We start from the raw sequence: 20,282 nt of genomic DNA on the forward strand, positions 1-20,282 counted from the left end.
AGCACGCTGGTATTCTCGGCCCAGTCGGCTTCCGGGCTTCCCGCCGACATCAACCCCGATTCGCGGGCGCGCCTTCCGTATATGCAGCGCAAGAATATGGACGATGCGGCCCAGAAAATTTTCGACGTGCTGCCCGGCCGCCGCCCCGATGGCGCCCTGGGCGGGCCGCTTGCCTTCGCCGCGTACAATCCGGCAGTTGCGAAAGTTCTGTTCGATCTTCACAACGCCGCGGTGCCGGGAACGCTGAACCCGCACGTGCGCGAACTCGCCATTCTGGTGGCATGCCGCGAGACCAATTACAACCTGGAATGGAATGGTCACGAGCCGTCGGCAGTGAAGGAAGGTGTCGATCCCAAGGTCATCGACATCGTCCGCAGGAAGGCCGCGCTGACCGGCGTCAACGAACAGGACGCGGCGGTTATTCGCCTCGGCCGCCAGCTCTACACAGACCGGAAGGTGGACTCCGCCACGTTTGCAAAAGCCGTTCAACTATTCGGTCAGCGCGGAGCGATGGATCTCGTTGCGGTCATGAACACCTACGCCGTCAGCGGATTCTACGCCATCGCGGTCGATGAGCAGCCCGCGGCGGGTAAGCCTGCATTGGGCCAATCCAGGTAGCGAGAGGCACAAGGGTGCATCCTCATTGAGCGCCATCGACGCAGGTGAAACTATTCGGCAATCCTTTTGTGTTAGATTTTGAATTCACTCTGCCCGGGAGCACACTCATGAACTCGATATTTCGCTGTTGTCTTATTGCGGTGACGCTTGCAGGCACTACTTACGCTCAAAACAAAACACGGCCGGAGTTCGAAGTTGCATCGGTAAAGCCGTCCGATACATCGGACCTGCGGAACAGCTACATGCCTACGCTGGACGTACGGCCAGGCGCCGAACTGCGGATCAGCAACCGGCGGCTGGACGAGATCATCATGGTGGCTTACGGTATCGGAGGAAACCAGCTCTCCGGTCCACAGTGGCTGACCGAACTCACCACGGATCCGACACAGGTTGCACGCTTCGAAATCATTGCGAAGGTGCCCGAGGGTGCAACAAAGGACCAGGTTCCGCTGATGCTGCAGAATCTCCTGGAAGACCGGTTCAAACTGAAAGTCCATCGCGAGTCGAGGCCGACCCAGGTCTATTCATTGGACGTATCGCGCAACGGGCATAAGCTGACTCCCAGCGTATCCGACGGCCGCCGGCCGGCGGGCTGCGCCCGATCCATCGGCACCGGGGAAACCTATTCGGCTGCGGCGGATTGCTACAGCATCAGCATGGCGCAACTTGCGCAACAGTTGCCGGCGCTTGCGCCCGCGTATTTTCGTGAAGGACCGGTCGTGGATCATACCGGTCTGACAGGTTCTTTCGATATACGGCTTGAATGGAGGCGGCTCGACGAACTACAAAATGGGGCTTCGGGCAAGACAATCATTGAGGCTGTAAAGGATCTCGGATTGGACCTGGAAAAGAAACGGGAGAACGCCGAAGTGCTGATTGTTGATCACTGCGAGAGAATGCCGACAGAGAATTGAAATATTGGACGGGCGGGCAGGCAAAAGGCTCAAACTGATCGCAAGCGCCGGGCTCGCCGGGACGCGGCTCGACGCCGTTCTGGCCGGATGGCTGCCTGAGGCCCTGGGCCGGCCTGTTTCGAAAGCCAAAGTTCGAAAACTGATCATGGCGGGAGCGGTTCAGGTGAACGGAAGCCGCGTGAGGAATGCCGCGATTGCGTTGTCTCCCGGCGCGACGATCGAAGCGCATGTTGATCCTTCGAGGCTTTTCGATGATTTGACCGCACGCGACAAAAGGTTTGAGCTGACACCGGCTCGAATCCTGTTTGAAGATGCGGATCTGATCGCCATCGATAAACCGTCAGGCCTTCCGGCGCATCCGACTCTGGATGAGGGCCGGGATAATCTCGTTGCCGCCGTGACGCGATTCCTTGCGAAACGGGACGGACGGGCACCCTACATCGGACTCCATCATCGGCTCGATCGCGACACATCCGGAGTTGTGCTTTTCACCAAATCGCAGAGAGTGAATGCCGCTGTTGCCGAAGCATTCACACGGCGCCGGGTGGTCAAGATTTATCAGGCGCTAGCGGGCTCACACCGCAAGCTCGACAGTGAGTGGACCATCAAAAACCAGATCGGGAAAATCTCGACGAAGTCGAAGCGTGCAAAGTACGGAGCCGTCGATTCGGACGGCCAGGCCGCGGAGACATCGTTTCGTGTCATCGAACAGCATCCGCATGGAATCTGGATCGAGGCGGTTCCGAGGACCGGCCGAACGCATCAGATTCGAGTGCACCTTGCGGAATATGGCCTGCCCATCCTCGGCGATGATCTTTACGGCGAACCTTCCGCACTCGCTCCGCGTCTGATGCTTCACGCCAGCCGGTTGACTTTCCCGCACCCCATAACGGGCGCCGAAGTTATCGTGAAAAGCCCTTTACCCGGGGATTTCAAGAGCTGCCTTAATCGGATCGCCGGGTGACCGGAAAATCTCCCAGGTCTGCCGGCGAGTCGAGGAATGACGCGGGTGCGAAGGAGTACCACGCCTTACTGTGACGCCCAGCCTATTCCACACCCTGAGCTGATGCAATACGGTTCATAGATGGAGACTGGCTTGCACGCGTTCCACGGAGATTGATTTCTTATGTTGATCCCCATACCTGATTCTGTTTCAACGGACTCGCTCCATCCCACGGTATGTATTATCGGCGCAGGCCCTGCGGGTATCACGCTTGCCTGTGAGCTGGATGGAGAGCCCTTTGATGTGCTCTTGCTTGAAGCAGGTGAGACTGGTGTTTCCGGCGGTTCGCCGGAAGACTATCGGGGAACCGCAGAAAATCCGCACCCCAATCCTGCTGAATTCCGCCGCTTCTGTCTGGGCGGTTCCAGCAGCGTTTGGGGAGGACGATGCGTGCCCTATGATCCAATCGATTTTGAGCGCCGCGACTACGTCTCCAACAGCGGCTGGCCGCTTTCTTTTGCGGATGTCGCAAAACACTATCCCCGCGCGATGGAGTACTGCGATGCAGGACGTTTTGACTTCAGCACAAACGGTTCTATCGCCAGGCCTGCCGCAACGATTCCGGGCCTGGCGCAGCACCGGGACTTGCAAACAGACTGTATCGAGCGCTATAGCCTTCCCACTCATTTCGGCGCCAGGTACCGGAAAAAACTTCAAACATCACGCAATGTGACGACCATGTTGCAATCAAGATGCATCGCCATCAACAAGCGGCAAGGCGATGACCTCGTCGAATCCATTGTGTGATTGTCGACGCGGCAAACGTCCGGCGAACGGTGTTCGCAAAAATATTTGTGCTGGCTGTTGGCGGTATCGAAACGCCACGGCTGTTGCTGGCCACCGATGTCATGACCAATGGTCTTGGCAATCGCAGCGGGAAACTGGGCAGGTACTACGCATGTCATTTTGGAAATCTGTGCGCCCGCCTGGTTTGCGACGCCGCCAAACCGGCATTCGGCTTTGAAAAGACAACAGATGGTGTTTACTGCAGGCGCAAGTTGCTGTTTACGCCGGAAGCGCAACGGCAGCATCGCTTGCTGAACACGGCATTCAGACTGCATTTTCCGGACTATTCCGATGCCGCGCATGGCAGTGCAGTTATGTCCGTCATTTATCTGGCCAAAAGCACGCTGATTCCGAAATACCGGAAGCCAGCATCCAGACTGGCTCATGCCCGTAACGTCGTTGCCGGTTTTCCGCAAATGGTGAAATTCGGTTGGCAATGGTTGTTTCTGCGGCAACTTGCGGAACGCAAGTTACCGTACACATTGGTGCCCACTGCCGACGGCAGCTTTCCTCTGGAGTTCAATTGCGAACAGACACCGATGGAAAGCAGCCGGATTACACTGAACAGCGACCGTGACCGCCATGGTCTGCAGCGTGTGCACGTTGCATGGCGGGTGGCGGAGCACGATATCGCCGCTGCGTTTCGTGGTTTTCAATTGCTGCGTTCCGCCATTAACAGCACCGAATCCTGCCGCCTGGAATTTGATGAAGGACAGCTTGCAACCCAGCTGTCTCGATCTACGCCCGTCGGCGCTCATCATCTCGGAACGGCGCGTATGGCGCAGTCACCGGGCGAGGGCGTCGTCAATACACAGTGCGCCGTGTTTGACATACCTAATCTGTACATCGCCGGCTCTGCCGTATTTCCGACCAGCAGTCATGCCAATCCCACTTTGACGATCGTCGCATTAGCCTTGAGGCTTGGTGAACACTTGAAAGAAAAATTGAGCGGCACGAGCGTCGGTTGAGGAAGAGCGGCTCCGTCAATTCCCGGCGCGCCGCTTCCGCACGACGCGGTTCCACCACATTACAGCGCCGGTCACGAACATGGCGGCAGGCGCGAGTCCCGCCAGAGCCCATACCAGTTTCGTCGTCTGGTCGCAAAGGCCGGGTCCGTGGCAGGGAATTCCGATCCCGTTGATCCGGCCGAAATGTAAATAAGCGAGCCAGTAGATCACGCGATCCACGACGCGGACGCCTGCATTCGTATCGGTGACCGGCTCGATCCGGTCGGCGAAATCCTGAAATGCCTGCGGATTCCCCAGGTATGCTCCACTTAATCCGAACAAAACGGTAAAGCCGAACAACCAGAAACCGATCACGCTGTGCAGGTCCCATGTCCATCGCCGCCAGCCAACACCCCAGCGAAGAGTCAGGCTGCGCCGCCAGTTCTTGATTCCAGGCCACCACACCACGATTCCCGTGGCCGCGAGGATGAGCAGCGTCACCGCGCCGAAACCGTTCACGCTGCGGCCGGTGGTTCCACCCATCAGGTCGTCGTGCAACTCGAGAAGTTTGGAGACCGCCCAGATGCCGGGCGGCACAGAAGTACCGAGATCTGTGCCGGTGTATGGATTGAACAGGCGGTCTTTACGTCCGCCACGTCCGCTGAGCGAAATGCCGACAGCCTGATCCGGAGTCTGCGAACTACCCATGCTAATGACCCAGTATCCGGGATACGCGCGCAGCGCGGCCGCCTTGAGTTCGTCGTCTGAAAGCCGCGAGCCCGATGGAGTGACAAGAACAGGAGGGCGTGTCGCCGCCACGTACAGTTCGTTGCTGTAGACAACAATGCTGCCGGTCACGCTGACCACGAAAAGATACAGCCCGAAGCCGATTCCGCTCCACAGGTGGATCTGAAAAACGGCTTTGCGCAACCAAACGGTTTGCGGCTGTGAAACCCAACGGCCCCATGTTGTGGAAACACTCAGTTTCGGCGGAGCCGAGGCATCCATTTCTTCCATGATTTCTTTCATCCTATAACAGTACTGAAGCGACCCGCTCCTTCGTCTTTATTCGGCGGATATGGTAGTATGGCAGTATGTTAAAGGTCACCTTTACGGTTGATGAACAAACCGTCAATACGCTCAAGCGTATCGCAACACGGCTGAATAAGCCGCAAAGCGTGATCTTTCGTGAAGCGATACGTCATTATTCGGAACATGCCGACCAGCTGAGCCCGGAAGAACGCGACCGGATGCTGGCTGTCGTCGATCGAATAATGGCCCGAAAGCCTACCCGCCGCGACGCTGAGGTAGCCGCGGAACTCGCGGCAGTCCGTGCGGCTCGCAAGACGGGGGGCCGCCGCACTCGTGTGGCATGATCCATCTGGACACGTCGGCTTTGGTAGATTCTCTTACCGGCAAACGACGCTCGGGATTACGTCTGCGCCAATTCATAGAGAACGCTGAAAGAGTTCATTTAAGCGCGCTCGTTTTCTATGAATGGCGTCGTGGTCCAAGGCAACCGCAGGAAATCAAAGACCAGGAAGATCTTTTCCCGGCCGATCAAATCGTGACATTTGGCGCGGCTGAGGCATTAATTGCTGCGCGTCTGTACCGCCAGGTCAAACGTCCAAGGGGTCGAGAAATCGATATCGCAATTGCCGCTTGCGCGATTGCTCACAATGCCGACCTCTGGACCCTCAACGCAGCGGATTTTAAGGACATTCCGAATCTCAAGTTGGCGTGAACTCCGGCAGGTGGAATGAAAAAAACCTGAACAAAACCGGTGTTCGAGGAATTCACAAAGATATAAACTGCCTTGGTCTTGCGTCGCTGGATCATCCGGCCCGGGGCGAACGATGTGAGATGTCTTTATATCAGGTTGCGCGCTATCGCGCTTGCGTTTCGCCATTTGATCTCGAAGGAGAATGCATGACTATTCGAAGTTTCATAGCGCTTATCGCGGGCGGCTTTGCTGCCGCCGCAGCGATGTTCTACACGAGCTTCGCGCAAGCGCCGAACCCCGGACCGGCAGCGCCGCCGGCGCCGGATGCGGCGGTCCTCGCAAATTATCGACCCGTCACCGCCGAGCGCCTGAAGAGTCCGGAAGATGGCAACTGGCTGATGGTCCGGCGAACGTATGATGGCTGGGGCTACAGCCCTCTGAATCAGATCACGACCGCCAATGTCAGCCGCCTGAAGCCGGTGTGGGGCATGTTGACCGGCGAGGGCCGCGTCCACGAGTCGGCTCCGATCGTCAACAATGGCGTCATGTTTATCTCGACGCCCAACAACCAGGTGATAGCGATCGACGTCAAGGCCGGTAATATCCTGTGGCGCTATAGACGGCCGAGACCGCCCGGAACAAACGTTCCACACGACACCAGCCGCGGCGTTGGACTCTACGGCGATAAGGTGTTTTTCGCGGCCGGTGAAGCGGTTGTCGTCGCGTTGGACGCCAAGACCGGAAAGGAAGTCTGGACTGCGGCGATAGCCGACAATAAATCGGGCTATTACATTTCAATGGCTCCTCTCGTCGCCGCGGGAAAGCTGCTGGTCGGAACCTCCGGAGGCGAATTCGGAGTGCGGGGATTCGTCGCTGCGCTGGACCCGGATACAGGCCGGGAGTTGTGGCGAAGCTTTACAGTCCCGGCGCCCGGAGAGCCGGGCAGTGAAACATGGCCGGCCGGAGGGGACCAATGGAAGACGGGAGGCGCTTCGATCTGGGTTACCGGGAACTACGATCCAGAGACCAACCTCGCGTTTTTCGGCACCGGCAACGGAGGCCCCTGGATGGGAGACCAGCGTCCCGGAGACAACCTCTACACGTCGTCGACGATCGCCATCGACGTCAATACCGGAAAGATCAAGGGATACTTCCAATACCATCCGAATGACTCCTGGGATTGGGACGAAGTCTCACCGCCGATACTCGTGGACTACCAGCGAAACGGCCGCACGGTTAAAGGGCTGATCGACGTCGCGCGCGACGGCTATTTGTGGTTCCTCGAACGGACTGCCGACGGCCCTATCCACTTCGTCGAGGGCAAACCTTTCGTCTATCAGAACGTGTTCCGCAGTCTGGATCCGAAGACGGGTCGACCCGATGTCGATCCCGCGCGCAAACCCGGCACCGGCAAGACGGCGGACTTTTGCCCGAATTCGCACGGAGGCAAGAACTGGCCTCCGATTGCTTACAGCCCACAGACGCGAATGATCTACATTCCAGCCAACAACAACCTTTGCGGAACACTGACCGGCGCTCCGGTGACCTATTCGCCCGGCCGCGGATTCACCGGTACCGCGCGCGGCGCCGTCGGTCCGCCTCCACTGGCGCCGGGGGCCGATCACTTCGGCGAGGTACAGGCCTGGAACGTCGATACCGGAAAGAAGGTGTGGACCCACAATTATGACCGAAGTCCGAACTGGGGAGCGATGCTGGCGACCGCCGGCGGACTGGTCTTTACCGGCGGAACGGCGGACCGGAAGATTCATGCTTTCGATGCCGCCACAGGGAAATTGCTATGGGAGTCGCCGACTCCGTCGGGAATTCTCGCGCCTCCGACTTCATTTACGGTCGACGGAAAACAATACATCGCGGTGCTCTCCGGCTGGGGCGGAGACTCCGCCGGCATGCAGGGCACCCTCAACCGGGCGTTTCCCGGCCAGTATCCGGCGGTGCCGGAAGGAGGCTCAATTTGGGTCTTCGCCCTGGAATAGCATGCCGGGTTTCTGCGCTCGACTGCATCGCTGACCGAAAATGTTAATATCAGCGTCCACAATGGAGTTCCATTCAGCTGAATCCGCAATCGGGAAAGCCGTCTCCGCTCCAGTTGAGGAGCGCAAATATACGGGTCCCTCGCAACTCGAAACTCAGGTTGCCGGGTTCTTCGATGAGTTCCGTCCGGGCTTACTTCGTTATTTGTCCTCGTTTGGGCTTTTGCCCGAAGACGGCGAAGAAATCGTTCAGGAAGTCTTCGTGGCGCTGTTCCTGCATTTGCGCGCCGGAAAATCGCGCTCCAATATCCGCGGCTGGGTTTTTCGCGTCGCTCACAATTTAGGCCTCAGACGGCGAAAAAACATCCATCGTCTTCTGAAGACGGTTTCGCCCCTGACTCAGCACATGGATCCATCTCCGGATCCGGAACAACAAGTTGCCTTGTCTCAACGGCGGGATCAAACTCTGGCGATCGTGAGTGTGCTTCCCGCCCGGGATCGGCGGTGTTTGTATTTACGCGCGGAAGGGCTGCGCTATCGTGACATTGCCGGCATCCTGGGTATGTCGCTGGGTGGCGTTGCGCTATCTCTGGCGCGATCGTTTTCGCGGCTGGAAGAGCCTGCTCAGAGATAAAAATGAGCAAGGAATCTCATATTCCGGCCGCCGACTTGATTCTCGCTGCGGATGGCGAAGTATCGCTGCTGCGGCGGTATCGAATCCACCGGCATCTGGTTCGCTGTGGGACCTGCCGGTCACGCATGAAAGAGATCGAAGACACGACCGCCGGATTCATGCACGCTTACCGTGATGAGATCGACGCGCAATTGCCTTCGGTCTCCGCACCGCGCGCCCTCCTGCGAGCCCGCTTGAGCCAGCTCGCGTCGGAGCATGGCGACACGGTCTGGCAGCGCATTTTTCCGTCCATGTCTTTCCGTCGTGCCGCTTATCTTGCGGTGATCTTTATTCTGGCAGCCGCCAACCTGGTTCTGTGGCAGTCCTCTCGAACGACGCTGGCCTCGACTCCGAATCCGAGTCTCACTCCCGGCGTTGCGCTGCCTTTGACGGAGGGCGCCATCTGCTCCACCGTTCTTGTGAAACGATCCCATGCGGAACTGGCGGTGATCGGAAAAGAAATCTTTGAGAAGTACGGTATCCGAAACCCGGGAAGCGGGCACTATGAACTCGATTATCTGATCGATCCGGAACTCGGGGGGGCCGACGACGCCCGCAATCTCTGGCCGCAGCCTTACTCCGTTTCCTGGAATGCGCACGTGAAGGATGCCCTCGAATCGCATCTTCGGGAACTCGTCTGCACGGGCCAGCTGTCGCTCGCGGAGGCACAACACGACATCGCGTCGGATTGGATTGCTGCGTACAAAAAATATTTTCACACGGATCATCCGCTGCCGGCGCACCTCGCGTTCGAGAAAGACGAGCCCTGGATCGATTGAGCCGCATCTTACTTTTGTCCGCCGTCCTTTTCCTGTTTGGCTGCAACTCCGCCACGACTCCACCGGCCGCCCCGCGGGCCGGCTCCATATCGGTCCTGACGCAGCACAACGACAATGCCAGAACCGGCGCGAATCTTCGCGAGTCCGAATTGAATGTCGCGGATGTCAACAAGGACAGGTTCGGGAAGCTTTTCGATCTCAGTGTCGACGGCGACATCTATAGCCAACCGCTTTACGTGGCCGGCGTCGACGTTCCCGGAAAAGGCCGCCGGAATCTGATCTACATCACCACGATGCATAACAGCGTTTATGCGTTCGATGCCGACCGCAAAGGTGGCGGCGATCCGATCTGGGTGCAACGGCTCGGCATCCCCGTCCCGACGTCGGTGTTCTGCGACGGCGCCCGCCTCAATATCCGCAAGGAAATCGGCATCATCAGCACTCCCGTCATTTCGATGCAGCGCCAGGTCCTGTACACGGCCGCATTCATAGTTGAAAACGGCGAAGCCCGGCACTACATCCATGCGCTCGATCTCGCTACCGGACAGGAAAAGTTCAACGGGCCGAAAAGAATCCAGACTGAAGGCTTCATCGGAGGCGTTGAAAACCAGCGGCCGGCGCTCTTGCTTTCCAATGACACCGTCTACGTGGGATTCGGCTCGTACGGTGATTGCGGGCCCTTTCACGGCTGGATGTTCGGATTCAACGCGGACACGCTCGAAAGTTCGCCTCGCGCATTCACGACCATTACCCTCCCCGTTCCCGGAAACGGGATATGGCAAGGCGGCCAGGGGCCGGCGGCGGATGCGGAGGGTAACATTTATTTGATGGTCGGTAACGGGACGTCCAGAGACATTCTTCCTCCGTTGCGCGAACCGGCCGGCAAAGTGACTTTCAAACAACAGGCGCTGGGATCTCCCGCCGCGATCGACATCGGCGCCCGGCTGCTCATTGCCTGGACCGCAAAACCTACAGAAGACCCGGACGAGCATGTGAAAGTCGCAACCTGGCGTAATGAAACCACTCTGACGGATGCACAGACACTCGCCGATACAAGCCTGGACAGTCCCGCCCTGGCGTCCGGCAACGGCCGGACCTTTCTGGCCTGGACCGAGAACGACAGCCGGAACGTGAACCGCGTTTATCTTCGCTCCACTGCAGATTCGAAACACTGGAGTGGAGACAAATCCTTAATTCCGGATTCAGCGAGCTTCTCGGGACCGGCGCTGGCTTTCGGAAATGGACGGCTGTTTGCGGCATGGACGGATAAAGACAAGAACGTCGTCGTGCGCTGGTCCGTCGACGGCATTCAATGGCTTGCCGCCGACAGAGCCACGTTGCCAGGTCCGAGCGCGGCCGCGCCGCAGCTGGCGTTCATCGATGACGAACTGTACCTGCTCTGGACCGGCATCGATCATGCCGTGAATCTGATGCAGTCTCCCGACGGAAAGACTTTCTCTCTCGTGAGCAGGAAATGGAAGAGCTCGGCTCGCGCCTCTCTTGTCAAGGAAGGTCCGTTCTGGCTCGCATGGGCGCGCGGTGATTCGACCGGATCGGCCGGCCTGGCCAACGGCCGGACGCCGGCCGGTCTCGGCGATGAGATTACCTATCAGGGCGACTTCGGCCTGGGCGCCCCCACCCTCGTCGCACTCGGCGGGGCCCTGCATTTATTGTGGTCGGGCTCGGCCGATTCTTATCTGAATATCGCGCGGATCGCTGAAACTCCCGCGCTCGCCAATTCGTTCGTCAAACTGCGCGCGGACCTCTCGCTCAGCGATTGGTTCATGGTCTGGAATACCGATATTCTGAACCGGTCCGATGTCGATCTCGGGGCCGCGGGTCCGTTACTCCTGCCGGGCACGGACCTTCTGATCGGAGGAGGCAAAGAAGGCAAGATGTACCTCCTGCAGCGCAACAATCTCGGCGGCTTCTGCGCGAAATGCGGAGAGCCGAACGGCGACAGCCAGATCCCTCAATGGTTCCAGGCAGCTCCCAAACCCTGCGAAATCTCTCCCGCCGACTGTGGCGCGCTGCCTCCGGCCGCGACCTTTTATCACATCCATGGATCGCCCGTGTATTGGGACGGCCCGGGCGGCCCGTTCATCTACATCTGGAGCGAAGCCAGCAACCTCCGCCGATTCAAGTTTGAAAACGGCAGGTTCGTTACGACTCCGGTCACAAACGAAGTGACGACGCCTGCAAGAAGCATGCCCGGCGCCATGCTTTCGCTTTCCGCGAACGGAAATGACCGGACGACGGGCATCATATGGACTACATATCCGACAGGCTGCACCGGCAAACGTGACGGTACCGAGAAAGATGTCCGCTGCGCGGATCCGAGGTACTGGGGCGATGCGAGTGCGGGAACAGTCCGGGGAACCCTGCGCGCATTCGACGCCACGTCCTTAAAGGAACTCTGGAACAGCGACGAACAAGGCGCAGATACGCTCGGTTTTGTGTCGAAATTCGCTCCGCCGACGATCGTGAACGGCAAAGTCTATGTATCCACTTTCTCAGATCCGGCCGTCGAAAATTGTCAGGCCGATGGCTGCAGAGCCAGGCTGGTTGTCTACGGCCTGAAAAGGTAGTGCCCCCTCTGCTACTCTGATTTGGTTGCCGCTGGAATCCGGACCTCCAGCGCGTCACTTTCGACCTGCTTGGAATAATTCCAGTCATTCGGAAAAATTCGCATTTTTTTTGTGCCCGTTGCATTGACCTCCGTGAGTCCCCATCCGAAACTTAATTCCTGTATCCAAGGTCTTTAAAACGTAACAACCGCGAGAAGAATTCTCACGAAACAAAGGAGCCCCCCCGTATGATGCGAAGCTCTCGCCGAATTGCTGTTGGTTTGTCTGTCCTTCTTGCCCTGTTGGTCGTCGTGGCCGTGCATGGCCAGGGCTTGAACTCCATTCCAAACGGAATACCTTTCCTGAATCCGAATGGCGCGTCGAGCACGTACAGCACGGCCGGTTCGATCGATCTGACCGGCCCGTTTTTCCAGAGTCTCGGCACGAACGGGCGTACCTGCGCCACATGCCATCAGCTGAGCGACGGAATGTCGGTGGCCGCATCCAACGTGGAGCTGCGGTTCGACCTGACTGCCGGACTCGATCCGATTTTCCGCACCAATGATGGTTCCAACTGCAATCACAACATCAATGTCTCGACGCTGCAGGGCCGGCGCGCGGCGTATAGCCTTCTCCGCACACGCGGATTGATCCGTATTGCGATCAACGTTCCGCCGAATGCGGACTTCGACGTGGTCCACGTCGACAACCCATATGCCTGTAACGAAACGGATGTGATTTCGATGTATCGGCGGCCGTTGCCCGCGACCAACCTGCGTTTTCTGAGCGCGGTCATGTGGGATGGCCGGGAATCGGCGCCGGCGACCGGCACCACAAAGATTCTATTCAACAACTACCCCACAGCGCTTTTGAATGACCTTGCCCACCAGTCGGTCGATGCAACCAACGGACACGCTCAGGGCAATGGGACAAAGCCCACGGCGGCAGAACAGCAGGCGATTGTGAATTTCGAGATGGGCCTGTCCACGGCGCAATCCATCTCCTTCAGCGGAGGGATTTTGAATGCCCAAGGCGCCATGGGAGGTCCTCTGGCGTTGCTCACCCAGCCGTTTTTCATCAGCATCGATTCCAGCGTCAACGTCCTATTGCCGCAACTCGAGCAGCCGGGAGGATTGGTGACGCCGGGCGACGGAAAATTCACGCCCAACATCTTTAATACGTTCAGTGCCTGGTCCGGACTGCCGCACTTCGACCCGCGTGCCGCGATCGCGCGGGGAGAGACGATATTCAATACCAAGCAGATCAACATCACGGGCGTGGCGGGTATCAACGACGACGTCTCCGCGGGCGGCCTGGTTGCCGGCGGCATTCCAGTGCTCAAAGGGACTTGCGGCACGTGTCATGACACCCCCAATGTCGGCAATCATTCGTTCCCGACGCCGTTGAACATCGGCGTGGGCGATCCGACCAACGGGACTTCGTCGTTTTCGCTGGGCGGTCTGGACATCAGCTACCTGCCGAAAATTACTGTTCGGAGCAAGGCGACCGGAGAGTTGAAGACAACGACCGATCTCGGTCAGGCGTTGATCGACGGACAATTCGTTCACGTCGGGAAGCTCAAGGGTCCTATTCTTCGAGGTCTTTCCGCGCGCGCGCCGTTCTTTCATAACGGTTCGGCGGAGACTCTGCTGGATGTGGTGCGTTTCTACGAGGTCCGTTTCGGCGTCGTCTTCACGCATCAGGAAGAGTCCGACCTGGTCGCTTTCCTGGGCGCGCTGTAACACGAGAGGTGCGGGTTTATCCGCCGTGGTAAACTCGCATCATTTTCTCGGAGCGTACCCTGCGAGGGCGCGGTGGTGTCGAAACAATATCGGACGTTCGCGTCATTTTATCCGTACTATTTGTCGGAACACCGCAACCCGACGTGCCGGCGGCTGCATTTCGGCGGGTCTGTCCTGATTGCCGCAGCCCTGGGTTATGTTCTGGTCACTCAATCATGGCTCGGACTGCTGGCTCTGCCGGTGCTCGGTTACGGCTTCGGCTGGATCGGGCATGCCTTCTTCGAGAAGAACGTTCCCACGACGTCCACTTATCCGTTCTACAGTTTTTGTGCATATTGGGTGATGGTGAAAGATATCGCCATCGGCCGGTTGAAGTTCTGACTGCAGGCCTATGAAAAAAATCAAAATCTACGAATACTCGAAATGCTCCACCTGCCGGAAGGCGTTGCAGTTTCTCGATCGCAATGACGTCGCTTACGAGAAAGTGCCCATCGTGGAGACACCTCCCACGAAGGCGGAACTCAAGAAAATGCTCGCGCTGCAGGGCGGCAATCTGAAGAAGCTCTTCAACACATCCGGTGAGGTCTATCGTGCGATGAAGATCGGCGAGAAACTGCCGTCGATGTCGGAGAGCGAGGCCCTCGATCTGCTGGCGGCTAACGGCAAGCTCATCAAACGGCCCTTCGTCCTCGCCGGCGGCAAAGGCCTGGTCGGATTCAACGAAGAGGATTGGAAGAAACAGAGCTGGTAGAATCCGCTCCGTTGCCGCCCGTGGCACCTCGCTCGAAAACTTCGACGCCGTCGGAGCGTGGCGCACACGCGATGCCGGCTTGCCGGTCGATGCATCGACCGAACTTATCGATGGGACGAAACTGAACGGCCCCGCCGATCTTCGCAACGCGCTCCTGGGCCGATCGGATCAGTTCGTCCGGACCTTGACGCTGAACCTTCTCACCTACAGCCTCGGACACATCACCACCTACCAGGACATGCCGCTGGCACGCTCCATCGTCCGCGATGCCTCCGCCGGGAATTACCGCTTTTCCGCGATCGTTCTCGGCATCGTCAAGAGCGCCCCGTTTCAGATGAACGTGAAACGGTAGAGCGCTGGCGGGCCCCACAATATGTCGAATGTCAAATGTCCAGTGTCGAATGTCCAATGTACCTGTCAAACGACCAGACGACCCAATGGTTCTGGTGATCCGGTCGTTGGGTCGTCTGGTCGTTTGACAGGTACATTGGGCATTCGACATGGGACGTTTGACATCTGACATCGGTTGGCTCGCCTGCGTCGACGTTGCGTCGAGATCCATCGATGGAAGTCCCGTGAACCGGCAGCGGATCCCCACGGACCGTTGAGGGATTTCCCGCAGGAGGAGCCGCGTTTTGCGGATTCCTCGTCCGAAACCCACAGAGCCGTCCCGGAATCGCCCATGGTCGGTTTAGCATCCTGGAGATGCCGCAACGGATCTCGAAGATGCTTCGATGCATCTCCCGGGAGGCCTCGAAGCAGATCAAAAATACTGCGATCGGACATTGGGACGCCGAAGCGCCCCCAGCCGCCGCATCCTCGGAAATACAAGATCCATTGCTGCATCAATAAGATACGTCGACGAAAGCGGGCTGACCGCCAATGGCGCCGGAAAAAGATATGTCCCTCGTGTCCGGTTTTCCGACAATTTTGAAGGTTTCAAGAAAAACCTTGATGGCATTTCAAGAGAAACCTTGAAAACCGAGCGCGCTTTTAGCGCTGCGACGAGGCACTCTCAGCGTAAGTCGCTCATTTAACTCAGCCATTGCCGGAATGGCACAAATGGCAGGGCCCGTGCGTTATTGGAAAGCGGAACCGTTAACCATCAACCGCGGGTAAATACCCGCAGAAGAGAGAATCTATGTTGAAATCGACACCAATACCGATCCGAGCCATCGTCGGCCATACCAAGAAGAAGCCCACGGATATCCTGGCGCGTCTCAATGCCGTGCTCGCCGGCGTCTACACCTATCCGGAGGAATATCCGAATCCTCCGGTCGATGAAGCGACGTTCAAGTCCAACACCGACACCTTTTCAAGCGATATCACCGCTGCGCTGGATGGAGGAGCCAAAGCCATCGCCGCGCGTAACGCGCAAGAGACGGTCGTCGTCGGGATGCTGCACGAAATCGGGCATTTCGCCGAGGTAAAGTGCAAGGGCAACATGTCGACGTTTTTGAAAAGCGGGTTCGCGCCCGTTCCCAACGCCAAGGCGGTTTTTCAGCCGTTGTCTCAGTTCATTCGTAACATCCGGCACGGCGCCAGCAGCGGTCAACTCCTGGTTACTATCGTCGCTGTTCCCAAGGCGGCCTCCTACGAATTCCGGTGGGCAGCCGTGGGTGCCGGGGGCGTGTCCGGCCCGTGGACGACGATACCTGTCACAAAAGCAAATCGGGCGATACCGGTGACGGGCCTGACGCCGGGTACGACCTATGCTTTCCAGGTCCGTTCCCTGGGCGACGCCGGCTATTCCGATTGGAGCGATTCTCTGACGAAGATATCCATTTAAAACTTTTGAGCCGCAGATGACGCGGATGACGCAGATGGGGCGCGTAACAACTCTTGAGCGCCATCTGCGTCATCCGCGTCATCTGCGGCTCATATTTTGGTTCCAATCGAGCAGAGCTCAAACGCGAGGTTGGCCAGCTTGCCGGCGAAGGTTGTGAGCTGGGCGATTTCGATTTCTTCGTTCGGCTCGTGGTAGGTTTCTTCGTTTCCGGGAGCCCAGCCGACCGCCTGGATACCGGCCTGGACCAGGGGATTCGCAAACGTGCCGCCGCCGCTGCCGACGACTTTCGCGTCCGGGGCATGTTTCTGAATGAGCTTGACGATTGGCGCTTCCGGCGAAACCTCGCAGGGCAGGGAACTCTTGAAGATCTCGACCGAGAACGTCGCGCCCGGCATCTTCACGCTGCCGGCGAGAGACTGCACTTCGCCGCGGATTTTATCCGGCGTTTGTGACGGCACGTAACGAATGTCCAGCGTCACTTCGCAATCGGCCGCGACGGCATTCGGCGCCATGCCGCCGGTGATCAGGCCGGTATTGATCGTGGGGCCGCCGAGAATCGGATGCGCCTGGTGCCGCAGGTGCAGGCCTTCCAGGGCGAGGAGAAATCGGGACATCGCGTGAATCGCGTTGACTCCCTTGGCCGGATTCATGGCATGGGCCTGCCTGCCATGCGCTTTCACTTTCAGCAGCACTCGCCCTTTCTCGGCGACGTTGATTTCGCGCATGTCGCCGGCGATGTCCGGGATGATGGCGTCGGTGCAATCGATCAACTTCTCTTCCAGGAGATAGTCGATCCCGACGCCGATCCCGACTTCCTCATCTCCGACAGCTCCAAAGATGAATTCGCCGTCGACGAACCGCTCATACTTTTTGAGAATCAGAAGCGTTGCAAACGCCGATGCCAGCGGTCCTTTGTCGTCGAGTACGCCGCGGCCATAAAGTTTGCCCGCTTTTTCGAACGGATCGAAGGGCGCGAACTTCCACGCCGACGGATCGCCGCTCGGAACGACATCCGTGTGAAGCAGAACCATCAGCTTGCGGTACCCCGGCTTTGCTTTCCCGACACGCGCGATAAGATTCTCGCGGCCCGCAACCTTCGCATGCGTTGTGAAGGATATCGAATGCGAGGCCAGCTCGGGCTCGAGGATCGCGACGACTTTGCCCTCTTCTCCAGGCGACGCCATGCCGTCCGGTCCTTCGCCTGGAAAGTCCTCGAGAAAGTAATCGACCGTCCGCTCGCGGCAGATGCGGAGCGTCAAATCGACGATAAGCGCACGCATGGACTCGGCTTCACGGAGAATGCCGGATGGGTCGGGCAACTGCGGCAAGATAAGCCTCCTAACAGGATGAATTATATTTGTGGTAGTCTCCCGCCAAATGCGAAATCTGCTGGCGCTTTCAATGTTTCTAACCGCGACCCTCGTCTGTTCGGCGCCCGCGATGTCCCAGGGCTGGCCCGCCGATCCGCACGATCTCTCGGGAGTATGGCAGCTCGCGCCGGGCGGCGGCGGTCAGGGGCCGGGCGACAGCTTTCCTCCACTGACGGCGTGGGGGAAGGCGAAATACGATGCGAACAAGCCGGGATACGGGCCGAAGGCGGCGCCCGGCGGCAACGATCCGATTCTGAAGTGCGACCCGATGGGTTTTCCGCGCATCATGTTCGCCATCTGGCCTTTCGAGATTATCCAGATTCCCGGCCGGATCCTGATGTTCCACGAAGGCCATCACACGCTGCGTGAAATCTGGATGGACGGGCGTAAGCTTCCCGACGATCCGGATCCCCGATGGTACGGATACTCCGTCGGGAAGTGGGAAGGGGACACCCTCGTGGTCGAAACGATCGGGTTCAACGAGAAGACCTGGCTCGGCGCGCAAGGCCAGCCGCACAGCGACGAAATGCGAACGACGGAGCGGTACCATCGCGTCGACCGGAACACGATCGATTACAACCTGGTCATCGACGATTCCAAGACCTACACGAAGATCTGGAACACCGAACCGCGGCAGATCAAGATGAAACCGGGTGTGGAGATTCCGGAATCGTTCTGCGTCGCGTCCGAAGAAGAAGAATTTGCCCGGAGAATTCGCCAGCCCGCGGCCCGGCAACCCGGAAAGGATTGATGATGTACAAAGCATCGATTGCTTGTGGTGTGGGACTGCTGCTTTTGTCCGGCACGGTGTGGGCACACCATGGGAATTCCGCCTACGATGAGACGGCGCGTGTGCCGATCAAAGGCGTCGTAACGGAATTCATATGGACGAATCCGCACTCGCAGATTTACCTCGACGTCAAAGACAAGGAAGGCGCTATCGTGCATTGGGCGGTCGAGACGAACAGCCCGGGCATCCTGACGCGGGCCGGCTGGACGAGACGTTCGCTCAAGGTTGGCGATGCAGTCACGATCATCCTGTGCCCGGCAAAGAACGGCGCGCCGGTGGCATACATCGGGTCGGGAGATCCGGGAACGAAAGTCAGCTTTGCGGATGGCCGCGAGCTGGATTTCAAAGACAAGACGGCTGCGGGGCAGCAGTAGGCGCGTGTGCGCAAATGAACCTGCTTCTCGTCAATCCGCCGATATACGATTTCACGGCGTTCGATTTCTGGCTGCGGCCGTATGGGCTGTTGCGCGTGGGCGGCCGGCTTCGTTCGCACCGGCTTACGGCATTTGATTATCTCGTCTCGCATGACCGCGACGATTTCGGCCGTGGCAAATTCCAACGGCAATTGCTTCCTAAGCCGGAGGCTCTCGCAGACATTCCCAGGCGTTATTACCGGTTTGGCCGGTCCCGTGAAGATTTTATCGAAGTCCTGTCGAGACAGACATTCGATGTCGTTCTTGTCCAGACAGTGATGACGTATTGGTATCCCGGCGTGCGCGAAGTGATCGAGGATGTCCGCCGGCTGCAGCCGCGGGCCAGAATCGTTTTCGGCGGCGTTTATGCGACGCTGTGCCCGGAGCATGCGGCCTCGCTCGGCGCGGATCAAGTCATCACGGGGACGGACCTCACCTCGCTTGGCCTGCCGTTGTCCGATGGTCTTCCCGTGTGGGAGACGGTCGATAGCCATGTTGGTGTTTTGAAAATCACCGAAGGCTGCCCCTTCCGTTGTACATACTGCTCCGTGCCTGTCGTGTATCCGAATTTCAGCGCAAGACCGCTGGAACGGTGCATGGAGGAGCTTCGATATCTCGTCCGGCTCGGCGCCCGCCATGTCGCTTTCTATGACGATGCGCTGCTGTTCAAGCCCGAGCACATTCTGCTGCCGTTTCTTGACGCGGTGCTGCGGGAGAACCTTCGAGTGCAGTTTCACACGCCGAATGCTCTAAATGCGCGATTCATCACGCCGGAGATTGCGCGACTGATGGTCCGCGCAGGCTTCAAGACATTCTTTCTTGGATTCGAATCGAGCGCATATGAGTGGCAGCGGAAGACGGGCGGTAAGGTGTATTCGGAGGAATTCGCCGACGCCGTGCGCGCGCTGGGTGAGGCGGGTGCCGCATCGGTCACGGCTTACATTATCGCCGGGCATCCGGAATCGTCAGGCCAGCAGCTGGAGGCGTCGATCCGCTTCGCAGCGGAGCAGGGCGCGCGTGTGATGCTGTCGGAATTCGCGCCGATTCCGGGCACGCCGGATGGGGAGGCCTGCCGCGCCTATACGCAGCTCGACGAGCCGTTGAATCACAACAAGGCCGCGTTTACGCTGCGATTCCTTGGCCAGGACCGGGTGAATGCGCTGAAGGCGCTTTGCCGGGAGGTGAACCGGACGGCTGTGCAACTCTCCGCTATGCCGAACCAAACGTTTTTTAGCCGCAGATGACGCGGATGACGCAGATACGGCTATTAAGGCCGTTGATGCCTCATCTGCGTCATCCGGTGCGCCAGGCGAAGCCTGGCTTATCTCGTAAGCTGAAAGGAGCTTACCCTTGAAGTGATCCGTTCAACAAGGTAGCCGAGCAAGCGTGGGCGCGGAGTAATCCGCGCGGGCGAAGCCTTGCAAGG

Annotated in this window: 21 protein-coding genes; 19 read left to right on the forward strand and 2 right to left on the reverse strand. The window is 58.5% G+C overall.

The features are described from left to right. The 5 genes from VGK48_20415 to VGK48_20435 form a co-directional block, all read left to right on the forward strand. Window positions 1–618 (forward strand): carboxymuconolactone decarboxylase family protein (locus VGK48_20415; GenBank protein HEY2383545.1); only part of this gene is annotated, 618 nt, incomplete at its 5' end. Between the two features lie 107 nt (window positions 619–725). Next, a complete protein-coding gene (locus VGK48_20420; protein HEY2383546.1) occupies window positions 726–1,532 on the forward strand; it encodes a TIGR03435 family protein in 807 nt (268 codons plus the stop codon). A gap of 4 nt (window positions 1,533–1,536) precedes the next feature. After that, window positions 1,537–2,496, forward strand: a complete 960-nt coding sequence (locus VGK48_20425) for an RluA family pseudouridine synthase (GenBank protein ID HEY2383547.1) — start codon at window positions 1,537–1,539, stop codon at window positions 2,494–2,496. 162 nt (window positions 2,497–2,658) lie between these two features. Continuing rightward, window positions 2,659–3,282, forward strand: a complete 624-nt coding sequence (locus VGK48_20430) for an NAD(P)-binding protein (protein HEY2383548.1) — start codon at window positions 2,659–2,661, stop codon at window positions 3,280–3,282. After that, on the forward strand, window positions 3,279–4,289 hold the full coding sequence (locus VGK48_20435) for a GMC family oxidoreductase (protein HEY2383549.1): 1,011 nt from the start codon (window positions 3,279–3,281) through the stop codon (window positions 4,287–4,289). Before VGK48_20430 ends, VGK48_20435 begins: the two co-directional genes overlap by 4 nt. A gap of 15 nt (window positions 4,290–4,304) precedes the next feature. Here the strand turns inward: VGK48_20435 and VGK48_20440 are convergent, their stop codons facing one another. Further along, on the reverse strand, window positions 4,305–5,297 hold the full coding sequence (locus tag VGK48_20440) for a PepSY-associated TM helix domain-containing protein (GenBank protein ID HEY2383550.1): 993 nt from the start codon (window positions 5,295–5,297) through the stop codon (window positions 4,305–4,307). 65 nt (window positions 5,298–5,362) lie between these two features. On the opposite strand from VGK48_20440, the gene VGK48_20445 reads away from it, so the two are divergent. From VGK48_20445 to VGK48_20495, 11 genes are all read left to right on the forward strand, one after another. Beyond that, entirely contained in the window at window positions 5,363–5,644 is a 282-nt protein-coding gene (locus VGK48_20445; GenBank protein ID HEY2383551.1) for a ribbon-helix-helix protein, CopG family, read from the forward strand. After that, window positions 5,641–6,012, forward strand: a complete 372-nt coding sequence (locus VGK48_20450) for a type II toxin-antitoxin system VapC family toxin (protein HEY2383552.1) — start codon at window positions 5,641–5,643, stop codon at window positions 6,010–6,012. Before VGK48_20445 ends, VGK48_20450 begins: the two co-directional genes overlap by 4 nt. Before the next feature lie 185 nt (window positions 6,013–6,197). Continuing rightward, window positions 6,198–7,985: a PQQ-dependent dehydrogenase, methanol/ethanol family gene (locus tag VGK48_20455; GenBank protein ID HEY2383553.1), complete on the forward strand. Its 1,788-nt coding sequence runs from the start codon at window positions 6,198–6,200 to the stop codon at window positions 7,983–7,985. Between the two features lie 61 nt (window positions 7,986–8,046). Then, window positions 8,047–8,616 (forward strand): sigma-70 family RNA polymerase sigma factor, encoded by a 570-nt coding sequence (locus tag VGK48_20460; protein ID HEY2383554.1) that lies wholly within the window; start codon window positions 8,047–8,049, stop codon window positions 8,614–8,616. 2 nt (window positions 8,617–8,618) lie between these two features. Then, the gene (locus tag VGK48_20465; protein ID HEY2383555.1) at window positions 8,619–9,434 is read left to right on the forward strand and encodes a hypothetical protein; all 816 of its coding nucleotides are present in this window, start codon (window positions 8,619–8,621) and stop codon (window positions 9,432–9,434) included. Beyond that, window positions 9,431–12,022 (forward strand): hypothetical protein, encoded by a 2,592-nt coding sequence (locus VGK48_20470; protein ID HEY2383556.1) that lies wholly within the window; start codon window positions 9,431–9,433, stop codon window positions 12,020–12,022. Before VGK48_20465 ends, VGK48_20470 begins: the two co-directional genes overlap by 4 nt. A gap of 227 nt (window positions 12,023–12,249) precedes the next feature. Beyond that, window positions 12,250–13,743 carry a hypothetical protein gene (locus VGK48_20475; protein ID HEY2383557.1) on the forward strand — a complete coding sequence of 498 codons (1,494 nt, stop codon included), beginning with the start codon at window positions 12,250–12,252 and terminating at the stop codon, window positions 13,741–13,743. Between the two features lie 72 nt (window positions 13,744–13,815). Then, window positions 13,816–14,124: a DUF962 domain-containing protein gene (locus tag VGK48_20480; GenBank protein HEY2383558.1), complete on the forward strand. Its 309-nt coding sequence runs from the start codon at window positions 13,816–13,818 to the stop codon at window positions 14,122–14,124. 10 nt (window positions 14,125–14,134) lie between these two features. Next, on the forward strand, window positions 14,135–14,494 hold the full coding sequence (locus VGK48_20485) for an arsenate reductase family protein (GenBank protein ID HEY2383559.1): 360 nt from the start codon (window positions 14,135–14,137) through the stop codon (window positions 14,492–14,494). Between the two features lie 79 nt (window positions 14,495–14,573). Continuing rightward, complete coding sequence (locus tag VGK48_20490) at window positions 14,574–14,846, forward strand: DUF1585 domain-containing protein (protein ID HEY2383560.1); 273 nt, start codon at window positions 14,574–14,576, stop codon at window positions 14,844–14,846. 789 nt (window positions 14,847–15,635) lie between these two features. Then, window positions 15,636–16,283 carry a fibronectin type III domain-containing protein gene (locus tag VGK48_20495; protein HEY2383561.1) on the forward strand — a complete coding sequence of 216 codons (648 nt, stop codon included), beginning with the start codon at window positions 15,636–15,638 and terminating at the stop codon, window positions 16,281–16,283. Window positions 16,284–16,372: 89 nt separating this feature from the next. Here VGK48_20495 and VGK48_20500 read toward each other — a convergent pair whose 3' ends face one another. Further along, the gene (locus tag VGK48_20500; protein HEY2383562.1) at window positions 16,373–17,611 is read right to left on the reverse strand and encodes a M20/M25/M40 family metallo-hydrolase; all 1,239 of its coding nucleotides are present in this window, start codon (window positions 17,609–17,611) and stop codon (window positions 16,373–16,375) included. Window positions 17,612–17,660: 49 nt separating this feature from the next. On the opposite strand from VGK48_20500, the gene VGK48_20505 reads away from it, so the two are divergent. From VGK48_20505 to VGK48_20515, 3 genes are read left to right on the forward strand one after another with little or no spacing between them, the layout of a single operon-like run. Beyond that, window positions 17,661–18,404 carry a hypothetical protein gene (locus VGK48_20505; protein ID HEY2383563.1) on the forward strand — a complete coding sequence of 248 codons (744 nt, stop codon included), beginning with the start codon at window positions 17,661–17,663 and terminating at the stop codon, window positions 18,402–18,404. Further along, complete coding sequence (locus tag VGK48_20510; GenBank protein HEY2383564.1) at window positions 18,404–18,817, forward strand: DUF6152 family protein; 414 nt, start codon at window positions 18,404–18,406, stop codon at window positions 18,815–18,817. Before VGK48_20505 ends, VGK48_20510 begins: the two co-directional genes overlap by 1 nt. A 14-nt stretch (window positions 18,818–18,831) precedes the next feature. After that, window positions 18,832–20,100: a radical SAM protein gene (locus VGK48_20515; protein ID HEY2383565.1), complete on the forward strand. Its 1,269-nt coding sequence runs from the start codon at window positions 18,832–18,834 to the stop codon at window positions 20,098–20,100. Window positions 20,101–20,282: the final 182 nt, after the last annotated feature.

The organism is Terriglobia bacterium, assembly GCA_036496425.1.
Classification (GTDB): Bacteria; Acidobacteriota; Terriglobia; order 20CM-2-55-15; family 20CM-2-55-15; genus 20CM-2-55-15.

Coding starts and splice junctions, on each gene's coding strand:
- VGK48_20420 (HEY2383546.1), top strand. CDS start 726: ATGAACTCGATATTTCGCTGTTGTCTTATTGCGGTGACGCTTGCAGGC.
- VGK48_20430 (HEY2383548.1), top strand. CDS start 2,659: ATGTTGATCCCCATACCTGATTCTGTTTCAACGGACTCGCTCCATCCC.
- VGK48_20440 (HEY2383550.1), bottom strand. CDS start 5,297: ATGAAAGAAATCATGGAAGAAATGGATGCCTCGGCTCCGCCGAAACTG.
- VGK48_20445 (HEY2383551.1), top strand. CDS start 5,363: ATGTTAAAGGTCACCTTTACGGTTGATGAACAAACCGTCAATACGCTC.
- VGK48_20450 (HEY2383552.1), top strand. CDS start 5,641: ATGATCCATCTGGACACGTCGGCTTTGGTAGATTCTCTTACCGGCAAA.
- VGK48_20455 (HEY2383553.1), top strand. CDS start 6,198: ATGACTATTCGAAGTTTCATAGCGCTTATCGCGGGCGGCTTTGCTGCC.
- VGK48_20460 (HEY2383554.1), top strand. CDS start 8,047: ATGGAGTTCCATTCAGCTGAATCCGCAATCGGGAAAGCCGTCTCCGCT.
- VGK48_20465 (HEY2383555.1), top strand. CDS start 8,619: ATGAGCAAGGAATCTCATATTCCGGCCGCCGACTTGATTCTCGCTGCG.
- VGK48_20475 (HEY2383557.1), top strand. CDS start 12,250: ATGATGCGAAGCTCTCGCCGAATTGCTGTTGGTTTGTCTGTCCTTCTT.
- VGK48_20485 (HEY2383559.1), top strand. CDS start 14,135: ATGAAAAAAATCAAAATCTACGAATACTCGAAATGCTCCACCTGCCGG.
- VGK48_20495 (HEY2383561.1), top strand. CDS start 15,636: ATGTTGAAATCGACACCAATACCGATCCGAGCCATCGTCGGCCATACC.
- VGK48_20505 (HEY2383563.1), top strand. CDS start 17,661: ATGCGAAATCTGCTGGCGCTTTCAATGTTTCTAACCGCGACCCTCGTC.
- VGK48_20510 (HEY2383564.1), top strand. CDS start 18,404: ATGATGTACAAAGCATCGATTGCTTGTGGTGTGGGACTGCTGCTTTTG.
- VGK48_20515 (HEY2383565.1), top strand. CDS start 18,832: ATGAACCTGCTTCTCGTCAATCCGCCGATATACGATTTCACGGCGTTC.